This window comes from Parafrankia sp. BMG5.11, from assembly GCF_004337455.1.
In genome coordinates, this window is record NZ_SJXI01000075.1 from 1 (window position 1) to 18,917 (window position 18,917).

The window sequence follows — 18,917 nt, forward strand, 5'->3', positions numbered from 1 at the left end:
GGCGGGGCGGGATAGGCAGCCGTCGGTGGGACCGCTCCGTCTTCGCCGGGACGAACATCAGCGAGCCGTCGACCCGTTGCAGGGTCTGGCGAACGTGGAGCGTCGCGCTGTCCAGGTCGACATCGGCCCAGCGCAGGCCGAGGATCTCCCCACGGCGTAGCCCGAGCATCAGGCCACACGCGAACACCGCTTCGAGCCGCTCACCGCGGAGCACCTCGACGAGCCGGCGCGCCTCTTCCGGGCGCAGTGCCCGGACCTCACGATGCGGGGTGGGTGGCGCCTTGACCGCCTTCGCCACGTTGCGCGCCACCAGGTCCAGCCGCTCAGCCTCCGCCAGGGCGTTGCGGATCAGGCTGTGCACGTGGCGGACGCTGCCCGCCGACAACCCCGACTTCTTCGCCGAGGCAACGAGCCGCCGGACGTCCAGCGGAGTCAGATTGTCGAGCTGGACACGGCCGATCACCGGCACGATGTGCGTGTTGATCAGCCAGCGGTACGCCCGGAGCGTCGACGCCCGCGTGCCGTCGCCCTCCTTGATGTCGAGCCACTCCCCCAGCCAGACCGCGACCGTCCGGCGCTCAGCCGTGACGTTGACGCCGAGTTCGGCCGCGCGCTGGACCTTGTTGAGCTTCTCGCGACATTCCTTCTCGGTCTTGCCGTAGACCGTCTTGCGGGAACGCTTTCCGTCCACCCAGCCGAGATCGGCCCGGCCGACCCACAGGCCGTCACTCGCACGCTGGAACAGGGCGCCTTCGCCCTGGGAGCGCCGCCGCTTCCGCCGGTCGTTCCCGGCACCGTCCCCCGCGGCCATCACTCGCCGTCCAGCGGGTTGCCGTCGGGCCACGCGATGTTGTCGCACCAGGCGCAGCCGTACCGGCTGTCGCCCATGTCGCAGGCGAACTTGGTCTCTCCCTCGGGCTGCGGGTACTCCCGGCCCTGACCGGCGCGGGCCCGGCCGAGGTGCTCGCGCAGCGCCTGCGGCAGGCTCATGGTTGGGGGGTTGTCGTTGTCCGTGGGCATGGCGAACACGGCTCCTTGCCGAAGAACGGGTCAGGTGCACGCGGGCCGCGGGTGGCGTCGCCCGGTGCGGTTGGGTTTCCGTTCTCTGGCGCTGGGATGGTCTGCCGGGGCGCCGGCCGCGTCCAAGGCGCTACGCGTGGCTTCGCCATCGGCCTTCGGCCGACCCTGGACACGTCCGACACCCCGACAGCTTCAAGCGCCACCAGAGAACGGAAGAAAAATGGGGGTAGAGCAGGCAGAACAGCCGCTACAGGCGGGGAACGCTCGCCACCGCCGGACCCGCCGAGGGGTCCCAGCCGTCCAGGACCGTTGCCGAAAGACCGGGCACCCGACGGAAGACCAGGACCGCGTCAACGTCGCCGAAGTGCTCGGTGAAGAAGGCGTCCACGGGCAGCCCCGCAAGGATCGCCATCAGGTCGCCGACGTCCGCACCGGGACGGACGAGCAGCTCATAGCCGGTGTCGGTCGCGCGCACTGAGACGAGCGGGTTCTCACCGTTGCCGGGGGTGCGCCACGCGCCGAAGCTGCCGGACGGGAAAATGGGCATAGGGTCTCGCTCCTGTCATGAGCAGGGTGGGATCTCAGGTCCCGGTTTGGGTGTTGGCGCACCCGCCGGGACCGCCTATATCGACTGGACGACCGTCCAGCGACGCCAACGGTACATGGCGTCTGGACGGTCGTCCAGTAGTCTGCGGTCATGGGACAACCGCTCATGGGTGCGGCGGAGATCGCGCAGCGGCTAGGGGTGGGCCGGACCCGGGTGAACCAGCTCCTGAAGGAGGACCCGACCTTCCCGAAGCCGCATGCCACGCTCGCCGCAGGCCACATCTGGCAGACCGACGACGTCGAAGCCTGGATTGCCGAACATCGGCCCGACCTTCCGCCACCGGCCAAGCGGTAGCCCGTCTCATGCCGCCGCACCGTGGCCGACGTCGAGGCCGCGCAGCCGGTTCACGTAGGCGTCGAGCGCAGCGCGCGGAATGCGCCGGGACCGGCCGACGTGCACAGACTCGATGACGCCCGCGGCGAGCAGTTCGTACACGGTGCTCCGACTGAGCGCGAGGATCTCAGCGGCTTCGGCCGGTGTCACGAGAAGCTTGGTCATCCTTGCCTTCCAGGCGATCGAGACGACAGCTCAGGCAGCGTCGGCCACCGCCGGTGGGCCGGTTCCCGGAGGTCTGCCGGCCGTGGCGGCGCGGGCCGCGTCGAGCTGTGCGCGCCAGGCATGCCGTTGCGCGACCGCCTGCAACAACAGGTGCTCGCGACGAGGGGCCGCCGGGTCACCGGGCCGGAGCAGCGTCCACACCGTCCGTGCCGGGTCGGTGCCGGGGGCCGCCGGGCCGGTCGCCACCTGGCCGAGGGCTTCGAGCTGCTCCCGGATGAACGCGACCCGGTCGTGCTTGTGGTCGGTCAGGGTCTTGCCGGACCAGCGGCGCGAGACGAGCACCCGCCGGCCGCCGAACCCGAGGGTCTCCCGCCGGTGGGCCTTGCCCCGGCACCGGCCTGGGACGAGGCCCGGCTTCGGGTTACGTGGCTGGACGCCGTAGCGCAGCCAGTTCGCGCAGGTAGGCGAGCACGGTTCGTGGCGCAGCGCGTCCGCGAGCCGATCGACGTGCCGCCGCTGAGCGTCGGTGGTGACCGCGTGGCAGGCGTCGAGACTCTTCGTCAGGTATTTGGTCAGGTAGCCGATCATCCGGCCGGTGTTCGCGTTGTTGGCGATGACGCCGTCCGCGCGGAGCTGTGGCCCGAAGCGGACGACGTGGGCCGGTTCGTCATCGTCGCCGATCGCGTCCACCGCCTCATCCCAGGTCGGGAGCGGCCGGGACGTGTCCGGGTCGAGGTAGCCGGCCGCGGTGTCGTCCCAGACCGGGAGGCACGTGTCGTCATAGACCGGCCGCTCACAGGATGGCCACCAGACCTGCTGGTACGTGGCCGCCGCCACCTGGCGCAGCAGGACCCGGGGCACGGTGCCGCGGATGGCCGCGTGCAGGTGCGGGGCGAGTCGCCGTTGCGGTTCGAGCGTGGCGAAGTACTGCACATCCCAGCCGACCGCGCGGCGCAGGTTCTGCCAGAACCGGTCGATCAGCTTCGGGAAGTGGATCGCGTCCCGCGCCGCCCGCCGGTAGTCGTACGAGCCCGGGTCGACCGGGGTTCCCTCACTCGTGACCCGTCCGTACGAGTCGCAGGTCAGGGTCAGGAACATCGACGGCCGCCAGGTGGTGCCGTCCGTCGCTTCGAAGGTCCGCCCGACTGTCCGCTTGTCCACCGGGAGCCGGGGCAGGTCGGGGGCATCCTGCCGCCGGCGGGTCGAGCGGACACGGCGAGGCCGATCCCGACTGTCCGGCGCCGCCTTCCCCCGCACGCCGAGCGCGTTGAGTTCCTCGTCCACCTGGCCGATGAGTTCGTCGATCTCTGCGACGCCGGCCGCGTCCCCGGCGCGCTCAGCGTCGAGCCGGACGGTTTCGAGATCGGCGCGGAAGCCCGCGAGGGTCTTCGCCTCCTCCGTGGGCGGGTCCGGGTCGGGAAGCGGTTCGTCGTCGAGGTGCCAGCCTGCCTTGCACTGTGCCATCCGCAGCCGCCGCGCTTTCTCCGCGCAGGTCGGGCACTTGCTCGCCAGGGTGGCGCCGCAGGGCACCGGGATGATCTCGGTTTCGCCGGTGTCGAGGTTCGTCCGGCGCATCGCCATCGGCCGCACACACACGCCGTTCTCCATGGCGACCGTTTCCACGACCTGGCGAGCAAGCGGCATCCGCATCCGCGCCGCCCGCGAACCCGGACGATCGTCACGGCCGGCGGAAACGTCAGGGTCAGCCGAGGTGAGGCCAGTCATCAAGAGGTGAGGTCCTCCCGGTCGTCGAGGTCCAGGCGCACACCGGCCGACGGACGAGCCGGGGCGGTGATGAAGAAGGCGCAGCCGCAGGCGGTTCCGGAGCCGACGTCCGCACGGCACCGGCCGCGCCGGTGGGTGATACGCAGGTGTCCGCAGGTCGCGCAGACCGGCAGAACGGGCACCGGCGCGGCCGAGTCGAGCAGATCGTCAGCTATCTCGCCAGCCGGACCGTTCACGCCACCTCACCCCACCAGGAGCCGTCGCCGGAGTTGTCGTGATCGGCCGAATCGTCGTCACGGTAGGAGTCGAGGTCCGGTGTCCAGCCGGCGCCGGCCGCGGGAGTGGGCCGATAGGACCACACGGTCCGGCTGATCTCGGTGTCGTCGACGAACGAGGCCCGAACCCGGACCGGTTCGGGTTGTCCTTCGTGGAGCACGTAGCCCACCCCGGGCAACGACACCGGGATCTCGTCCGCCCGTGCGCCCCGGTCACGGGCCCCGGAGCCGAGCACGAGATCCGCCTGTTCGGCTTCGGTCATCCGCAGCGCGACCCGGACCGGGAACAGGTCCCGGAACGGCAGCACCTCCTTACGCGGGTCCTGCACCGCCGCCAGGACCACGACCCCGGGCGCCCGCCCCTGAGAGAGCAGCAGCGGCAGCGCCGCCCCAATCCGCTTCTTCACGTCCCGATCGGTGACATAGGCCGTCAACGAGGCGATCTCATCGACCACCAGGACGATCAGCGGCTCGCCCCGAGTCGGGGTGTGGAGCCGGGTCACCCCGCGCAGCCGAGCCGTCCGGTCCTGCATCACCGACACCGCGTCGTCGAGAAGATCCGCGATCGCTTCAGTGGTGGTGGCGAACCGGGTGAACAGCGGCTCACCGAACGCGAGTTCCATCCCGCCCTTGGGGTCGCAGACCCACAGCTCGACGAGGCCGGCGCGCACAGCCGGGCCGAGACCGCGGATGACCGACCACAGCACCGAGCCCTTACCGGCACCGGTGGCCCCCGCGATGAGCAGATGGGTTCCCCGCACGGGCAGCGTCCAGGGCTTGCCGTCCTCCCGCCGGCCGACGCGAACGGCCGAGAGGTCCCCGACGAGACGGTCAGGCTCGCCGATCGCCGTGCCGTCGCCGTCCGGGTCGTGGTCGATGACCGGGTCCGACGAGTCGAGCCCGGCCGGTTCGACAGGGGTGGTCAGGGTGTCGCGGTGGTGGAAGTGCAGCCGGACGAAGCGGGACGGCTCGCCCTGCACCTGGCAGCGCCGCGCCCGGAACACGTGCCGCAGTCCTTCGGCCGCGTCCGCCCACTGTTCCGGTGTCTGCCCCGGGAGCAGTTCCACCCGCAGCACGTCCACGGCCCGGGTCGAGCGGATCGAACGGATACGCGGGAAGTACTCGTCGAAGGTCACCTGATCGCCGTTCGACGCCGGCATGCGGATCGCCAGACCCGAGTGCACCATCGCCGGCCGCCACCGCCGCCGGTACACGAAACCGAGCCGCACCCGTCCCCACACCCACCGGGCCAGCCAGCCGAACGACCGGGCGTGCAGGCGCCGCCAGACAACCGCGACCAGGGCCAGGGCGACGAGCAGCGCCACCAGGCCCAGCGCCCCGAAGCGGCGCGTGAACAGCGCCAGGCCGAGCGCGACCGGCACCGCCACCCGATGCCGCCAGCACCAGCGGACCCCGAGCACCAGCCCCTTGCCCGCCACCGCGAACAGCAGCATCCACATCGGGACCCGCATCTTGTCGGGCCGGGACGGAATGCGAGGCATTCCCCGGTCGCCGTTGATTCTGGACATGACAGATACCACCTGTTTCAGAGCGCACGAAACCAGGAGTCGAAAGAGATGGAGATGAAGGAAGGTCCGGCGGGCCCGGAACCCGTTCGCCCGAACGAAGGGTTCCGGGCCGCCTGACGTGAAGGAGAACCGCAGAGCAGCTACACGGAGCGGCTAAGCGGCGAGATGCCCCGGCAGTTCGGCCGCGTCCTGAGCGGCGAACCGGAAACGCTCGCATTCAATGAGGTAGTCGTTCACCGCGGCGAGCAGAGCGTACGCGAAGTCGACCTGATCCGAGGTCACCGCGCTACCGGCCGCCGAGACGGACAGCATCGTCCGGCCCGTGTGGACGGAGAGGATCGGTGGCTTGTCGGGGTAGGTGTGGCACCGGGCCGACCAGTCCGCGCCCACGTGTAGCCCCAGGTGCGTCGACGAGCGCAGCCCGTCCATCTCGCGCCCGCTCACGCCGCCACCCCCGGGTTGGTCCGCCGAGCCGGACCGACCGGCCGCATCACGCCCGCCCGCAGCGAGAACGCCACCCGCGGCTGCGACCCGTTGGTGTCCACGTACGGGACCACCACCAGGTGTTCGAACATCACCGGCCGGAACGGCAGCCCCGGCAGATTGTCCGGCAGGACCGGCGCCACCTCCCCGAAGATCTTCACCTTCAGTTCGGCTTTCCGGGCCATCGGGTCCGCGTCCAGGACCCGCACCGACCACACCCGCTCGCCGGTGTCCTTGTCCCGAGCCTGGACGTCCGCCGCCTTCTCCCTCACCTTGTCGAAGTCGCTCGCCGCCTCCACGCCCAGCACGAACGCACCGTGCGGGAACACGTCCTCGAACCGCACCGGAATGCGTTGCGGAACCGCCACCGTGCCACCTCCACTCGCCTTTACCCGGAACCAACCGTGCGTTCCGGCTGACGAGATACACGATCCACCGCTCAGCAAGCGCGTATCAACCGCTAACCCAGCGTTGTATGTAGCCGTGACATGGGCGCCATGCAGGCGCTCATAGGTTCATGCCAAGGTGATATGGCATGCCGGTATGGCTCCTGGCGTCGTTTTGCGGGCCGCTAATATGCGCGCATGGCTGACCGGAGAACCCCGGTGTACCGGGCCCGCGGGCCCGTGAACGGCGAGGACTGGGCCGCCGTCGCGTCAGCGCTCAACGAGCGGATGGCGCGCCGTCGCATCGGTCAGCAGGAGCTTGCCCGCATCTCGGGAGTGTCCGTGTCGACGCTGCGCGAGCTTCAGCACGGCGCCGGCCGCCGGGTGCAGAACAAGACCCTCGTCGCGATCGCCCAGGCGCTGGAGTGGCCCGACGATCACCTGATCCAGGTGCTCGTGTCAGAGCCGCCGGTCGCCGGCACGCCAGGTGAGCCCACGGGCCGGGAGATCCTCGCCGCCCTGGCCCGGGTCGAGGAGCGGCTCACCGAGATCACCTCCAGGCTCGCCGCCGTCGAGCAGGCCGTCACCAGCGCGGACAGCCGTACACCGTCCTGAGACGACGATGGGCCGGACCCCCCCGACGAGGTCCGGCCCATCGCGACTCTTCGTGCTGTCAGTCCTCCAGCACCGCAGGGCTCCACGCCCGTGGGCGCCGACGCCGCCGGATCACCTGCCGGCGCAGCGCATCAGCCATGTCCGCCTTCCCCGCGTCGTACGCCCCGCGCTCTCCTTCGGTCATCCACCGCCGGCCGTTGCCCTCCCCGACCGCCGCCGGGTCGAGTTCGAGCATGGAGCGCAGGAAGGAGCCCGGCAGTTGCCGCCGGGACAGCCGTATCCCGGACGCTTCGTAGACCAGGACCGTGTCCACGTCCCCGAAGGACTCGACGAAGCGCAGGCCGGACGGCATGTCCGCCATCGCCGCGTACAGCGCCTGCGCCGACGAGCCGGCCGGCACGACCAGCGCCCAGGCGTCCGCGCCCCACGGCAGCAGGCCCACGCCCGGTTCCCCGTCCGTCTCGCAGGAGCCGCTGGCCCACGTCATCGCGAACCCCCGGACCCGCCGCGAGGTTCCGTCCATGTCTGCTCCGTCATGTCCCATCGCACCCGTAGCGCCCCTCATCCGCTCACGTCGCCTCACGGCCTGGACGCCACCCCGCCCCGCGGAGATCCCGACTCGACGCGGAGCGGGGTGGCCTGCGAACAAGACTCGTCCGCATCCGATGCGTCACGAAACGTCAAGTTGGCAAGGCACGGTGTGCATGGAATCCGGCCGGTTCACCGCCTGCCGAGTGGCTGTCAGGCGCCATCCGAGCGCCAAAGCGTCAGATCAGCGGCGAACCACCCATACCAAGGTGGCATGGTGGCGCTAGTCTCTGCGTAGCGACCTGACCACCCGCTGACCCTGGCTGTCGGCCCGCACCCGAGGAGATGGCGGATGGCCCAGCCCGCCCCTCCCTACACCGTCTCGCCCGATCTCCTCGCCCGCGAGGAGTTCCGCGCCGCCTGCGAGACCCTGGACTTCCAGGCGATCTTCCGCCTGATGCGCAAGTACGACGGCGCCAGCCAGGACCGCGTGTCCTCCCCCGTCCGCGGCCTCACCCAAAGCCGGGTCAGCCGGGTCATGAGCGGCGAAAGCAACATCACCTCACTCGACCTGGTCGAGCGCATCGCCGACGCTCTACGCATCCCCGGCGCCTACTTCCGACTCGCGCCCCGCCCCTGGGAAGCCGAGACGACCAGAGCCGACGCGCCGTCGTCCCCTGCCCTTGCCGGCATCGGTGACCATCACCGCGCCAACGCCTACGCGACCACGACCGCCGGCGTGAGCATGCCAGCGCCCCGCGAGCCGGCCGGAGACGTCGAGGACCGCAGCCTGACCATCGACATCGAAGTTGCCGAAGACGGATGGGCAACACTGACCTACCGCCATGAGCTGTACAACGGCACGACGACGCCGTTCACCAGGCTCAACAGGGAACTGTGGTTCGAGACCACCAACGGCCCGTTGGAGATTGAGGCCCTACCTTCCCCCGACCGCAACATCATCATTCAGCGCGTCCACGACACCAAGCTCAGCGCCCGCTTCGCCTGCCAGGTCTTCCCAGCCATCCAGCCCGGAGAATCGGCGACCGTCGGCTACCGCAGTACCGGCGGACGGTTCGTCTACGACCATTACTGGCGTCAGTCGATCGTCCGCCCCACCGGGACGCTCACGATCCGGCTTCGCCACCAGGGCGTCACGTCGCTGACCCGATGCTCGGCGACCGAGGACCGGCCGGACGGGTCGGAGATCTCGGCGACCGAAGGTCTGTCCTTCGCCCGCGACGAGGCCGGAGTCGTCATCGAGCTGACCCGCCGGAACCTACGACCGAACCAGTTCGTGACGCTGCGATGGGACACCGCGCATGCGTCTACGTGACGAGATCGAACAGACGCTACGAGCATGGGACGCCTACGAGAAGGCCCGGAAGGCGTCGCCGGTCATCGACTTCGACTGCGCGCCGACCGCGGCCCAGGTGACAGCGGCCCCGAGCCGCCTCGACGTTCACAGCACACTCACCCAGCTCTACAAACGAGCCGAGCGTGACGGCGACCAGGTCTGCGCCGAGCAGCTCCGCGCCCACCTGGCCTATCTCGGCGCGTTGCTCGGCGAGCGGCCCCCACTCGACGACTACCTGACCGCCACCCAGGGATGCTCCGCGGCCGGATGGCCCGAGGAGTACGTGACCGCCGTCGGTGAACGCGCCCGCGCGGCTCTGGCCGACATCGGGGTTTCCTGGGATGCCACCACCGACCGCCAGCTACGCGACGCCGAAGGACCAGTCGAGGCCGCCGACGCACCCGAGATGATCCGCGCCGCTGCCAGCGAGGCAGACCCGGCCGTCCGCGCCCTTGCCGAAACAGATGCCCCGTACACCCTGGAGATCACGACCGTCGACGTCGACGCCTACTGGGCCTACTGGCTCGACGGCACCGGCCAGGACGTACAGCTCCGCTTCAACCTGCGCAACGCCACCTTCACCAAGGTCCGCCTACGCCAGTTCGCCCTACACGAGATCCTCGGACACGCTCTCCAGAGCGCCAGCTACACCGCCACCGCCAACCGCACCGATGTTCCGTGGCCGCGCCTGCTGTCGGTCCACGTGCCCTATCAGGTGCTGTTGGAAGGCATCGCGCAGGCCATGCCGCTGTTCGTCACCCCCGACGACACCGCCGTGACCGCCCGCGTCCGCCTGGACCACTACCTACAGCTCATCCGCGCCGACCTGCACCGCGCCATCAACGACGGTGCGCCGGTCGCAGACTGCGCAGACCATGCCCGCGCCTGCGTCCCGTTCTGGACCACGGACGCCATCGCAGACATCCTCACCGACCGCGGCAACGACCCCCAGCTACGCACCTACCTGTGGGCCTATCCCGCCGGCATCGACTGGTTCGTCAACCTTGCCGACACCGCCGACACCGCCGACACCGAAACCGTGGGGAAGGTCTTCCGTGCCGTCTACACCCAGCCCAGCACCCCGCACCAACTCACCCAACTCTGGCCGACTGGACCCCGCATCGGCGGACCCGGCACCCCTCTTCGTCTACGGAAGCCTTCTCTTCCCTGACGTCCTGCGAGCCCTCATCGACCGCGACCCCCACCGCGCCCCCGTCACCGTCGCCGGATGGCGGGTCATCGCTCTCCCAGAGCGGATCTACCCCGGACTCATCCGCGACCAGGCCGCCACCGCGAGGGGACACCTATTCGATGACCTCACCGAAGCCGAGTGGAGCACCCTCGACGCCTTCGAGGCCGACTTCTACACCGTCAGCCGCATAGACCTGGAGCACGGCAGGCACGCGTGGGCCTACGCCTGCGCCAAGCCCGCCGAGTTCCTCCCCGCCCAGCCATGGAGCCCTGACGACTTCGCCCGCGACCACCTGCTCAACTACGTGGAGCGTTGCACCGCCTGGCGTCACCGCCACGAGCAAAGCAGGTAGCCCGCACGTTGCCGAAACTCTCGTTCTTGGGATCAAGGTCAGGCCGGGCCGCGCGACGGCTGCGCGCGGCGCTGGCGCGCCGTGCTCGCCGGCGCGTCACCTGTCCACCCTGATCCGTCCTCCGTTCGACAGTAACCCAGCGTCGGCCCGCCCAAGCCATCCCCGTAGCCTTGTAGCGCGCAGGTGCTATCCAACGGGGAGCGACTCAATGCAGGTATTTCTTAGCTGGTCCGGGGGCGATATGAAAGAAGTCGCCGAGCTGCTTAACGAATGGATGCCAACCGTATTGCAGTCAGCTAAGCCGTGGGTCTCATCGCAGGACATTTCGAGCGGCTCTCGCTCCATGGGGGTACTTGCCGACGAACTTGCCCACCTCTCCGCAGGGATAATCTGCATTTCGAACGAAACACAGTCGGCACCCTGGATCAATTTCGAAGCTGGAGCCTTGAGTAAATTTCTCGATAAGGCGCTCGTGATACCTTTTCTGGTCGGCCTATCGCCCGCAAACCTGAAAGGCCCCCTTTCTCAGTTTCAGGCCGTCGACAGTTCCAGTAAGACTGATGTCGCAAGAATGCTCTCCGCCATCAATCTAGCTTCTCCCTCTCCAGTACCCGAGAACGTCCTTACGCGATCCGTCGAACGGGGGTGGAGCGAGCTCGCCGAACGACTCGACAAAATCCGACTTCAGATGTCCCGCACGAAGCCCACTGTCGAGGCACCGCTCCGGTCTACTCGCGAACTGGTAGAAGAGCTCCTGCTAATCACCCGGAAGCAGCATGCCCAGAGCTCGCAGATTGCGGCCAGTCTAGCCACCCATCGGTCCCACGCCGAAATTCTCGGGATCCTTACACCAGTCGCTGGATCCGCCAGCGCAAGCAATATCCTAGTCATATTGGGCAGGTTCTTTCCTCTCTCACTAGTCGCCTTCGTCGCCGACGGAAAACATGTCCGGATCTCCATCCCTCTGGACATCGAGATCCCTGCCCTCCTGACAAAGACCCTTGAGCCCTTCGCAACAAGTTTTTCAATCGAACTGACGACCGAGGCGGATTCCGCGACAATAGAGAGCCAGCAGTCGAGTTTGAAAGAATCGACTCCTACACCTTCTTACCGGCCTTACCAAACCCCTGCGTCCTACGATGATCCCTGGTCGCAACCTGCCGGCAGCTACTCGGACGAACCGCCATTTTAGGACGCTCGTCTACGACCCGCCGGAGATTTTCGACCGCTGGTTAAATAGAGAGCTGCCGCGCCGCTTCCGTTCCTCGGCGCTTGCGCGCCTGCGGTACGGGTCGGCTTGCCAACGAAGATCGTCGTTACCTCCGGGGCCCAGGCGATCTGACGGCCAAGTTGACAGCCGAGCCGCCAGACGTCGGTGGGCCTTCATGGACGCCGATAGGCTCGACGCCCGAGGTAACCGGACTCCCTGGACGTCCATGGAGGCACCTGGATGATCCAAATCTAACTGCGGATTTGAGGCATCAGCACCGTCTGCACCGGAGCGGAGATCGCAGCGGCCGGCAGCCAGGGTGGCAGCCAAGCCCGCGAACAACGGCGGACGGTCACGGACTCGGCGGACGAGGTCGAGCCCGTGACCGGCACCGGCGGACGTCCACGGGCATCGGCGGACGAACCACCGATGATCTCTTAATCCGCGGGTCGCTCGTGGTCCAAGACCGCCCGGCGGGCGGACTGACAGCCAAGTTGACGGTCAAGCCGATGGACGAGCACCGACCCTGACGTACACCAGCGGACGAAGCACACCAGGTCAGCGGACGCGGTAGACGTCCACGGAAGACCCATATCTAATCACAGATCAACGCCCCCTGCCCTGCCACTGGCCCGAATACACCCATGCCGCCCTTCCTTGCGTGCACGAGGCCGCGGAAGCGGTAGCGACGACCTTACACACACCGAGCACACCGTCAGACATTTCTTGCTTCTAAGCAAGGATTTGGCTGTCGCCTTGCAGTAGTCTTCGCGGAACTTGAGACAAGGCGCGATTTTTCGCATAATATATGTGGCAAACACAGGACTACTTCGAGATGGCTTCCATTTAAAGATGGCGACAGAATCGACTGGCAGACCCGGGATTGAAGCGGCAAGACGCCTAAATTTGCAGCAAATTGACTTAAAAGAATCCGGCATCCGCAAACTCCGGTCTGCTCAAAGAGTCCGGATGTTTTTCCTGCTCGGAAGCCTTGCGATCGTCGGGTTCCTGGGAGCTACAACAGCAGGGGACCTATGGCGCTCGCATAAAGCACCATTCAGCTATGCCGGATTAGTAGTTGGAGTAATCGCGGCCATACTTCTCGGACTGAAGATTATGGACGATCGATTCGAGCTAGATAAACACAGAAGCGATCTTCTAGCTCTTCAAAGTGCCCAAATTGGTCTTGCTGCCCAAAGCTCTTCTGATCCGGTCGCTGCTTTACGCATCTACCGAGTCGCTTCTCAAGCAGACGTCACATCTTACAGCAGAGAAGCTGCTCGAAACCGCCGAGTACATAACTCATTTCAGGCTGTTATTATTATTGGATCCATCGCTGTCACAAGCCTTACAAGCGCAACCGCGACGGAAAACTGGATCAGCTGGACCGCGGCGGGAATAGCCGGGATGGTGGGTATCTCTGCGGGCTTCACTGGCTACTTTAAGTATAGGGAAAGAAGTTTTAATCAACAACAGACGGCTGACGCAATAGCCAAGGAGTCTAAAGCTGTAGAACTCCGCATCGGCATCTATGACTGCGACGAAGGAGAAGCGCTCAGAAAATTTGCACAGAAAGTGGAGGAACTCAAGGAAGAGCAACGAAAGAAAGAGCTACAGCTAGAACAGACCTCGAACCCACAAGATTCCTCGCAAACCTAGTAGATCCTGCTCTCGGGAGTATGTTGTCCGGCGTATGTGACTACATGGCCGGTATCGATGTAAAAGGAATTGACTGGGCTCGTCGAGGCGGGTGGGCGGTCGCACTAGAGCGACGCCCGCATGCAAGGGGGCGGGCCCTAGAGATCGTCGGTCTTCCGTGACCAGTACTCGACGAAATCTTTAGATCAAGTCAGCTCGTGTGGAGCCCGGCGACCGTGTACCCACCGCTGTACCCGAGCCGGCGGACGTCGGTGGACACCGGCGGACACGGACCGGCGTCGAAGCCCAGGTCGCGGCGACCTGGTGGACATCGGTGGACGTCCGTGGACGGAGCGCCCGCTTCTCTTAATCCGCGGGTTCGGGGTTCAAGTCCCTGGCGGCGCACCCGTAGCTACCAGCGGTTTCATCCATTTGGATGGGGCCGCTGTTTTCACTGTGGCAGCCATGCTGGCAGCCACGGGTGCGCAACGCATCAATCCCCTTCTACTTCCTTCTTCCGGTCATCGTCGCTGTCGGTGGCCGGCGCCCCGGTGCCCCACAGGGCCGCGCCCATCCGGTCGGCCGCGTCGGTCGACAGCTCCGGCGCCACATGGCTGTAGGTGCACAGGGTCAGGCTGATCTGCGAGTGACCCATTGATCTCCATGACCACCCGCGGATGAACTCCCTGCGCCAGCAGCAGGCTCGCCATCGTGTGCCGCGCGTCATGCAGCCGGGCCGCCCGCACACCGGCCTGCGACAGCAGATCCTGCCAGGCCCGATGGTCCGCACGGGGATCGAGCGGACGCCCGTTCGGCTGGACGAACACGAGATCCTGTTCGTTGACCCACTCCCCGCCGGCCGCACCGCACTCGGCGCGCTGAGCGGCACGATGAGCCCGCAGGCTCACCGCCAGGTTCAGCGGAATCACGATCGTCCGCCGACCGGCACGACTCTTCGGCCGCACAATCACCAGGCCCCGTGGCAGGCGTCGAGGCTCTTCACCAGGTACTTGGTCAGGTAGCCAATCATCCGACCGGTGTTCGTCGAGTTCGCCGTGACACCGTCCGCGCGGAGTTGGGGCCCGAAGCGGACGACGTGGGCCGGTTCGTCGTCGCCGCCGATCGCGTCCACCGCCTCATCCCAGGTCGGGAGCAGCCGGGACGTATCCGGGTCGAGGTAGCCGTTTGCGATTCGAGGCTAGTGCCAGCCGTAGCGCTGATGCAGCCGGTCCGTGACCCGCTCGAACGGCTCGCGCGGCAGGGCCGTCGACTCTCGGCGCATCCCGCCCTCGTGCACCCGGATCACCCGGTCCAGGTTGACCCAGGACGGTCGGTGCTCGCTGTCCCACCCGCCTGCGCCGACGGGCACAAAGTCGCCCTCGCCGCCGTGGTCCTTGCTGGTTAGCTGCACGGCCAGGTAGGTGCCCGCGGATTCGACGGCCACCACGAGTACCGGCCGGTCCTTGCCCCGTCCGTCGTTCTCCTGGAACGGCACCCACGTCCAGACGATCTCGCCGGGATCCGGGGCCCCGTCCGGTTGCGGCGAGTAGCTCATCCGCACCGGCCCGATGCGACGCGGATCGACCTCCATGGTGGCGTCCGGCCCGGACTCGCCCGGCGAGACCTCTGCATTCGCGCGGGACGACCGCGCCCGCTCCCGGGCCGGATGACTGCGCGCGGCTGCCACCGAGGACGAAGAAGAACGGGCCGTCGGTGTTGATTCCGACCGCCGCCGACCTTCCCGTCCTGCCTCCCGCGAGGGTGCCTCACTCCTGCGGCGGCCGCTCGTCACCAGGTCGGACACGGTCTTGATCAGATCCCCCAGCAATCCCATGCCGCCACAATAATTAGACCGGCCACGGCTCCTGACCGCCTGGGATACAGCCCCCAGGGCGACGCCGAGCACCCGCGGCGCCTCGAACGGCGGGAGCGGCAGACGCAGCAGGCAGCGCAGCGCGCTGTACCGGGACAGCCGGATCGCCAGCGCGGACAGGACCCGAACACCGGCCCGGCCGGCTAACTCGCGGACGACCGCGCCGATCTGAGCGGCCAGCCTCGCCGTGCGCCGCTGGTAGCGCTCCAACACGTACGACTTCGCGCTGCGCCGCCGGCCCCGCTACGCCACGATCCTGATCGACGCGCAGACCCGGCGCGCGTCGACGTCCTGCCCGACCGCGGCGCTGACGCGTTGGAGGCATGGCTGCGCGCCCACCCCGGCGTCCAGATCGTCTGCCGGGACGGCTCCGGCGCCACGGATCATGCGTCAGATGCACGGCCGAGCAGGATTCACCCTGCTCCGCCACCGCATCCTGCTCGACTAACACCCCGTCACCACCGAAAGTGAGCCAGAGCCGGCGATCGGACACTCCCCGAACACGCTTATTGAACGCGTGACGGTTGTGCGTAGGCGAGCAGCGCGTCACGGTCTGCCGCCAGGGTGAATCCGGCTTTGATCGTGCTGTCGACCGCCGTGGTGTATTTCTGCAGGTAGGTGTCACGCGACGGGTAAAGGGCCGCGAGACGTTCGGTGGGCAAGGGTGTCGTCGAGCCGAACAGACTGCATATCACCGAAGGGTTCGGGCCGGGGGTGCCTGACAGGACGTCGACCGGCACGTCCACGGGCGGGGTGCGTACGCCGCCCAGTGCGATGCCGTCGGCGTCGCGCGCGATCTGCGGCGGGCTGTCCTGTGTGACCTCGATCCGTGGTGCGGTGGCAGGCAGTGTCCCAGCACTCACCCAATCCTCGAGAGCGTCCAGTGCCGCCTTCACGACGACGTGCATGGGAGCATTATTGATCTTCATCGAGCAGCCGAGCGCGTCGGCGAAAGGGCCGACCGTGTGCATGTCCGCGTGCGCGGCCCCGGCGACCTCCCAGAGGCGGAACCGGTCGCTGTCGGGCTGGCGCGCGCCGAGGGAGTTCAGCGGAGCGCCGAGGTCGCCCTCGGTCTGGATGTCGAGTACTGGTACTTCGGTGTCGGTCCGGATGATCGTCGGTGAGGTCGCGGTGTCGTCGGCGATGTTGGCGGGCTGGCCTGGTGCGGCGAGCGGAAGGCCGCCGATGCCACGGCTGTGGACGAGGAAGCCGTCGAACTCGCGGGTGAGGGGCTGCACTCCGTTGAGGTAGGTGACGAGCGCGTACGCCGACTGGGATTGGCCGGCAGCGAGCACGCGCCGCGGCTTCAGGTCGCCCATCGCCACGCCGCTGGCACGGACCGCGCGCGCGGCTTGGGTGAAGATGTCGAAGGAGTATCCGTCGCCGGGCTGGTTGAGCGAGCCGTATCGCGCGGGGTCGGCGCCAACCAATCCGGTTGAGGTGTTGCCGCGACCGGTCGGGGTGAGCACGGGTCCGCCCATGACACCGATGCGTTGCGCCGAGACGCCGACCCACGCGTCGCCCCGTCGGACGATCTCTTCGTGGGTGCTTGACCACACGACGTCCGAGTCGCTCCCGCCGCTGACGTTCAACCACTCGACGACGACGGTGCCGCTGAACGCCGTGGTAGCGGCTGGCCGCCGCACGAGTACCCGGGTGCTGTACGCGGCGGTACTGCCGGGTTGGAATGTCCAGCGGCCATCGGGAGCTAGCGCACCTTGCGGGTCGTACGAGGTCGCTGTCCCTGATGCGGCGTACTCGTTCTCGACGTAGCCGGTGCCCGTCAGGTCGACCTTCGTCGGGGAACCCATGCTGACACCGTTACCGCCGCTTAGTTCGTGTAAGTCGGCGACCGGTCCCGCGGGCCGTGGCTGTGCCGTCGGCGACGTTTCCGAGATCGGCTCCGACCCGTCGGAACATGCCGATCCGAATATGGCGATGCCGAGTACGAAGGCGAAAGCCGAGACGTGTCGACCCGGTGAAAACTTGCGCCTTCTGGCGACATTCTCACTTGGCATCCGTGAAGCCTCCGTCGGTTTCCATCGATGTTCATCGACTCCTGCCATCGGACCGGTTGACCCCACTGCCGGGCCAACTAAACGGGCCTGGAGCCAATTCGATTGCCGGACAGGCAGGATCCCCGCGGCGGGGTGTGCGGGGTCTTGGAATACCTTCTGGTCGCGCTGGACGAGCGGCCGGCCGGTTCATCGAACGCGATCTCCGTCCGCTTCGACCTGATGGAGCCGTGCGAAGACCGACATGAGACGGAGCAGTCGGTCCGTCAGCTCCTCGGGATCGAGGGGGTCCTCGCCGTCGATCAACCAGTCGTTGATGACCGCGCCCGTCCCACCCGTGAAAAACGCCGCCAGGTCCGCAACCATGTCCTCGCCCAGCTCGCCGAACAGCGTCCGCACGGCCGGTCTTTGGAATGGGTTGAACAAGCTGTTCAGCGCACTGGTCATGGCGAACGCGCACGATCCGGTCAACATCGCACGGTAGAACGACCGGTGCCGCGCGAAATGTCGTGCCGCCGCCACCGCCCGCGTCCGGCCGGCCTCGGTGTGGTCCTCGAGCTGCGGAAAAAGTTCCTGTCTGACCAAATCGACCGCAGCTTCTACAAGAAGCGACTCGCGATCACCGAACTGCAGGTAGACCAGCTGCCGGCTGACGTTCGCGGCCTCGGCAAGCTCGGTGGCCGAGACGGCCGTCGTGCCGCGCTCGGTCACCAGGCGCACCGCTGCCGCGAACAGGGCTGAACGTGAGCGCAGCACCCTCCGGTCTCGGGGGCGGGGTTCCCGCGAGGGCTCGGACAGCACGTCGCGATGGTATACAGTTGTCAAAAATTGGACAAGTGTTAACCACTGACGCCCGCGGGAGTGTCCGACGATGCGGAGGGCAGCGCCCCTCCTCCCGGCCGTCGACCGGAAGGTGTCAAGTCAACTGAGCCAGTTGGCTGTTGCTTGGCTGGTCGGGCTGCCACTGTGGGGCGGTGGGGAACCGACCGTCGCGGAATCGGGTGCTTGGCGACCGGCTGTGGGATGACGAGGGGCGGGAGTGGCGCCATGCCACCGGTCAGTGGGCCGATGTCGACGAGGTGGAGCGGTGCCTTGCCGATGCGCGGGTTGTCCTGCTCCACGGTTTCGGGCGCCCCTTGCAGTGGCTCACTCGGGACGACGCGGTGCGTCGTTGGGAGCAGATGCGGCACCATTTCGAGACTCCGGGTCAGTACGGCGCGCGGGGCGACGACCAGGACCTCACCTACGCGGCCGTGGTGTGGCGCCGTGGCGATGAGCAGCTTCTGGGCTTCGAGTCGTTCTGCTGAGGGTCAACGCGTGGGAGGGTGCGGCAGCCAGGCTGGCAGCCAAGTCGGCGGACGACGACGGACGAGCGTGGACGTCCACGGAATCCGGACCGTGTGTGACCTGCACAAGTGGACGTCGGCGGACGTCCACGAACAAGCATCCGATGATCTCTTAAGCCGCGGGTTCGGGGTTCAAGTCCCTGGCGGCGCACCCGTAAGCCCTGGTCAGGGCGCCTTTCACAAGATCAATTATCTCGATTCTTTCGAGATCGTCCCGCACTTTGCGAACAGCCGTGAGCGTATTTTTCGGGCTCTTCCCAGTTGGCCG

At 67.5% G+C, this 18,917-nt stretch carries 23 protein-coding genes and 4 pseudogenes; 10 read left to right on the forward strand and 17 right to left on the reverse strand.

Translation table 11 applies throughout. The features are described 5' to 3' along the window. The 3 genes from xerC to E0504_RS38310 all read right to left on the reverse strand — a co-directional run. On the reverse strand, positions 1–811 hold an 811-nt coding region (xerC, locus tag E0504_RS38300), incomplete at its 3' end, for a tyrosine recombinase XerC (RefSeq protein ID WP_207974654.1). Beyond that, on the reverse strand, positions 811–1,020 hold the full coding sequence (locus E0504_RS38305) for a hypothetical protein (RefSeq protein WP_131626824.1): 210 nt from the start codon (positions 1,018–1,020) through the stop codon (positions 811–813). The genes xerC and E0504_RS38305, both read right to left, overlap by 1 nt. Positions 1,021–1,267: 247 nt before the next feature. Next, positions 1,268–1,567 (reverse strand): hypothetical protein, encoded by a 300-nt coding sequence (locus E0504_RS38310; RefSeq protein WP_131626825.1) that lies wholly within the window; start codon positions 1,565–1,567, stop codon positions 1,268–1,270. A 150-nt stretch (positions 1,568–1,717) separates the two neighbouring features. Between E0504_RS38310 and E0504_RS38315 the strand changes: the two genes are divergently transcribed. Then, a complete protein-coding gene (locus E0504_RS38315; RefSeq protein ID WP_243657809.1) occupies positions 1,718–1,921 on the forward strand; it encodes an AlpA family transcriptional regulator in 204 nt (67 codons plus the stop codon). A gap of 6 nt (positions 1,922–1,927) precedes the next feature. On the opposite strand, the gene E0504_RS38320 is transcribed toward E0504_RS38315, so the two are convergent. From E0504_RS38320 to E0504_RS38345, 6 genes are all read right to left on the reverse strand, one after another. Beyond that, complete coding sequence (locus E0504_RS38320) at positions 1,928–2,125, reverse strand: helix-turn-helix domain-containing protein (RefSeq protein WP_131626826.1); 198 nt, start codon at positions 2,123–2,125, stop codon at positions 1,928–1,930. Between the two features lie 30 nt (positions 2,126–2,155). Beyond that, positions 2,156–3,850 carry a replication initiator gene (locus E0504_RS38325; RefSeq protein WP_131626827.1) on the reverse strand — a complete coding sequence of 565 codons (1,695 nt, stop codon included), beginning with the start codon at positions 3,848–3,850 and terminating at the stop codon, positions 2,156–2,158. Next, positions 3,850–4,086 carry a hypothetical protein gene (locus E0504_RS38330; RefSeq protein WP_243657810.1) on the reverse strand — a complete coding sequence of 79 codons (237 nt, stop codon included), beginning with the start codon at positions 4,084–4,086 and terminating at the stop codon, positions 3,850–3,852. The genes E0504_RS38325 and E0504_RS38330 overlap by 1 nt, the downstream gene beginning before the upstream one ends. Beyond that, positions 4,083–5,654: an FtsK/SpoIIIE domain-containing protein gene (locus E0504_RS38335; RefSeq protein ID WP_131626828.1), complete on the reverse strand. Its 1,572-nt coding sequence runs from the start codon at positions 5,652–5,654 to the stop codon at positions 4,083–4,085. The genes E0504_RS38330 and E0504_RS38335 overlap by 4 nt, the downstream gene beginning before the upstream one ends. 153 nt (positions 5,655–5,807) lie before the next feature. Further along, positions 5,808–6,098: a hypothetical protein gene (locus tag E0504_RS38340; RefSeq protein WP_373693981.1), complete on the reverse strand. Its 291-nt coding sequence runs from the start codon at positions 6,096–6,098 to the stop codon at positions 5,808–5,810. Next, on the reverse strand, positions 6,095–6,505 hold the full coding sequence (locus E0504_RS38345) for a plasmid replication, integration and excision activator (RefSeq protein WP_066071416.1): 411 nt from the start codon (positions 6,503–6,505) through the stop codon (positions 6,095–6,097). Before E0504_RS38345 ends, E0504_RS38340 begins: the two co-directional genes overlap by 4 nt. Positions 6,506–6,721: 216 nt before the next feature. Here E0504_RS38345 and E0504_RS38350 point away from each other — a divergent pair, with 216 nt between their 5' ends. Then, positions 6,722–7,138 carry a helix-turn-helix transcriptional regulator gene (locus E0504_RS38350; protein ID WP_207974655.1) on the forward strand — a complete coding sequence of 139 codons (417 nt, stop codon included), beginning with the start codon at positions 6,722–6,724 and terminating at the stop codon, positions 7,136–7,138. A 58-nt stretch (positions 7,139–7,196) separates the two neighbouring features. Here E0504_RS38350 and E0504_RS38355 read toward each other — a convergent pair whose 3' ends face one another. Then, positions 7,197–7,661 carry a hypothetical protein gene (locus E0504_RS38355; RefSeq protein ID WP_131626829.1) on the reverse strand — a complete coding sequence of 155 codons (465 nt, stop codon included), beginning with the start codon at positions 7,659–7,661 and terminating at the stop codon, positions 7,197–7,199. A 357-nt stretch (positions 7,662–8,018) separates the two neighbouring features. On the opposite strand from E0504_RS38355, the gene E0504_RS38360 reads away from it, so the two are divergent. The 5 genes from E0504_RS38360 to E0504_RS38380 all read left to right on the forward strand — a co-directional run bounded on the left by E0504_RS38360 (position 8,019) and on the right by E0504_RS38380 (position 13,436). Next, entirely contained in the window at positions 8,019–9,002 is a 984-nt protein-coding gene (locus E0504_RS38360; RefSeq protein WP_131626830.1) for a helix-turn-helix domain-containing protein, read from the forward strand. Then, on the forward strand, positions 8,989–10,194 hold the full coding sequence (locus tag E0504_RS38365; RefSeq protein ID WP_131626831.1) for a hypothetical protein: 1,206 nt from the start codon (positions 8,989–8,991) through the stop codon (positions 10,192–10,194). The genes E0504_RS38360 and E0504_RS38365 overlap by 14 nt, the downstream gene beginning before the upstream one ends. After that, positions 10,079–10,567: a gamma-glutamylcyclotransferase family protein gene (locus E0504_RS38370; protein WP_131626832.1), complete on the forward strand. Its 489-nt coding sequence runs from the start codon at positions 10,079–10,081 to the stop codon at positions 10,565–10,567. The genes E0504_RS38365 and E0504_RS38370 overlap by 116 nt, the downstream gene beginning before the upstream one ends. 208 nt (positions 10,568–10,775) lie before the next feature. Next, positions 10,776–11,759 carry a toll/interleukin-1 receptor domain-containing protein gene (locus tag E0504_RS38375; RefSeq protein WP_131626833.1) on the forward strand — a complete coding sequence of 328 codons (984 nt, stop codon included), beginning with the start codon at positions 10,776–10,778 and terminating at the stop codon, positions 11,757–11,759. 987 nt (positions 11,760–12,746) lie between these two features. Beyond that, on the forward strand, positions 12,747–13,436 hold the full coding sequence (locus tag E0504_RS38380; RefSeq protein ID WP_207974656.1) for a DUF4231 domain-containing protein: 690 nt from the start codon (positions 12,747–12,749) through the stop codon (positions 13,434–13,436). A gap of 472 nt (positions 13,437–13,908) precedes the next feature. Here the strand turns inward: E0504_RS38380 and E0504_RS52670 are convergent, their stop codons facing one another. The 5 genes and pseudogenes from E0504_RS52670 to E0504_RS38400 all read right to left on the reverse strand — a co-directional run. Beyond that, on the reverse strand, positions 13,909–14,070 hold the full coding sequence (locus E0504_RS52670) for a hypothetical protein (RefSeq protein WP_235013901.1): 162 nt from the start codon (positions 14,068–14,070) through the stop codon (positions 13,909–13,911). A gap of 55 nt (positions 14,071–14,125) precedes the next feature. Next, positions 14,126–14,386 (reverse strand): annotated as a pseudogene (locus tag E0504_RS52675) (site-specific integrase); the annotation flags it as partial. Positions 14,387–14,394: 8 nt separating this feature from the next. Then, a pseudogene (locus E0504_RS38390) lies at positions 14,395–14,598 on the reverse strand (replication initiator); the annotation flags it as partial. 15 nt (positions 14,599–14,613) lie between these two features. Continuing rightward, a complete protein-coding gene (locus E0504_RS53700; protein ID WP_200835252.1) occupies positions 14,614–15,249 on the reverse strand; it encodes a type II toxin-antitoxin system PemK/MazF family toxin in 636 nt (211 codons plus the stop codon). 60 nt (positions 15,250–15,309) lie between these two features. Next, positions 15,310–15,501: pseudogene (locus E0504_RS38400) on the reverse strand (ISL3 family transposase); the annotation flags it as partial. A gap of 4 nt (positions 15,502–15,505) precedes the next feature. Between E0504_RS38400 and E0504_RS38405 the strand changes: the two are divergent. Then, positions 15,506–15,660, forward strand: a pseudogene (locus E0504_RS38405) (ISL3 family transposase); the annotation flags it as partial. Between the two features lie 134 nt (positions 15,661–15,794). Here the strand turns inward: E0504_RS38405 and E0504_RS38410 are convergent. Together E0504_RS38410 and E0504_RS38415 are read right to left on the reverse strand one after the other, a co-directional pair. Continuing rightward, entirely contained in the window at positions 15,795–17,099 is a 1,305-nt protein-coding gene (locus E0504_RS38410) for an alpha/beta hydrolase domain-containing protein (RefSeq protein ID WP_373693982.1), read from the reverse strand. A 393-nt stretch (positions 17,100–17,492) separates the two neighbouring features. Next, on the reverse strand, positions 17,493–18,059 hold the full coding sequence (locus tag E0504_RS38415) for a TetR/AcrR family transcriptional regulator (RefSeq protein WP_131626835.1): 567 nt from the start codon (positions 18,057–18,059) through the stop codon (positions 17,493–17,495). A 245-nt stretch (positions 18,060–18,304) separates the two neighbouring features. Here E0504_RS38415 and E0504_RS38420 point away from each other — a divergent pair, with 245 nt between their 5' ends. Further along, positions 18,305–18,610 carry a hypothetical protein gene (locus tag E0504_RS38420; RefSeq protein ID WP_112105945.1) on the forward strand — a complete coding sequence of 102 codons (306 nt, stop codon included), beginning with the start codon at positions 18,305–18,307 and terminating at the stop codon, positions 18,608–18,610. Positions 18,611–18,701: 91 nt separating this feature from the next. Beyond that, positions 18,702–18,917, forward strand: a 216-nt coding sequence (locus tag E0504_RS51525; protein ID WP_207974657.1) for a hypothetical protein, incomplete at its 3' end; no start/stop codon positions are given.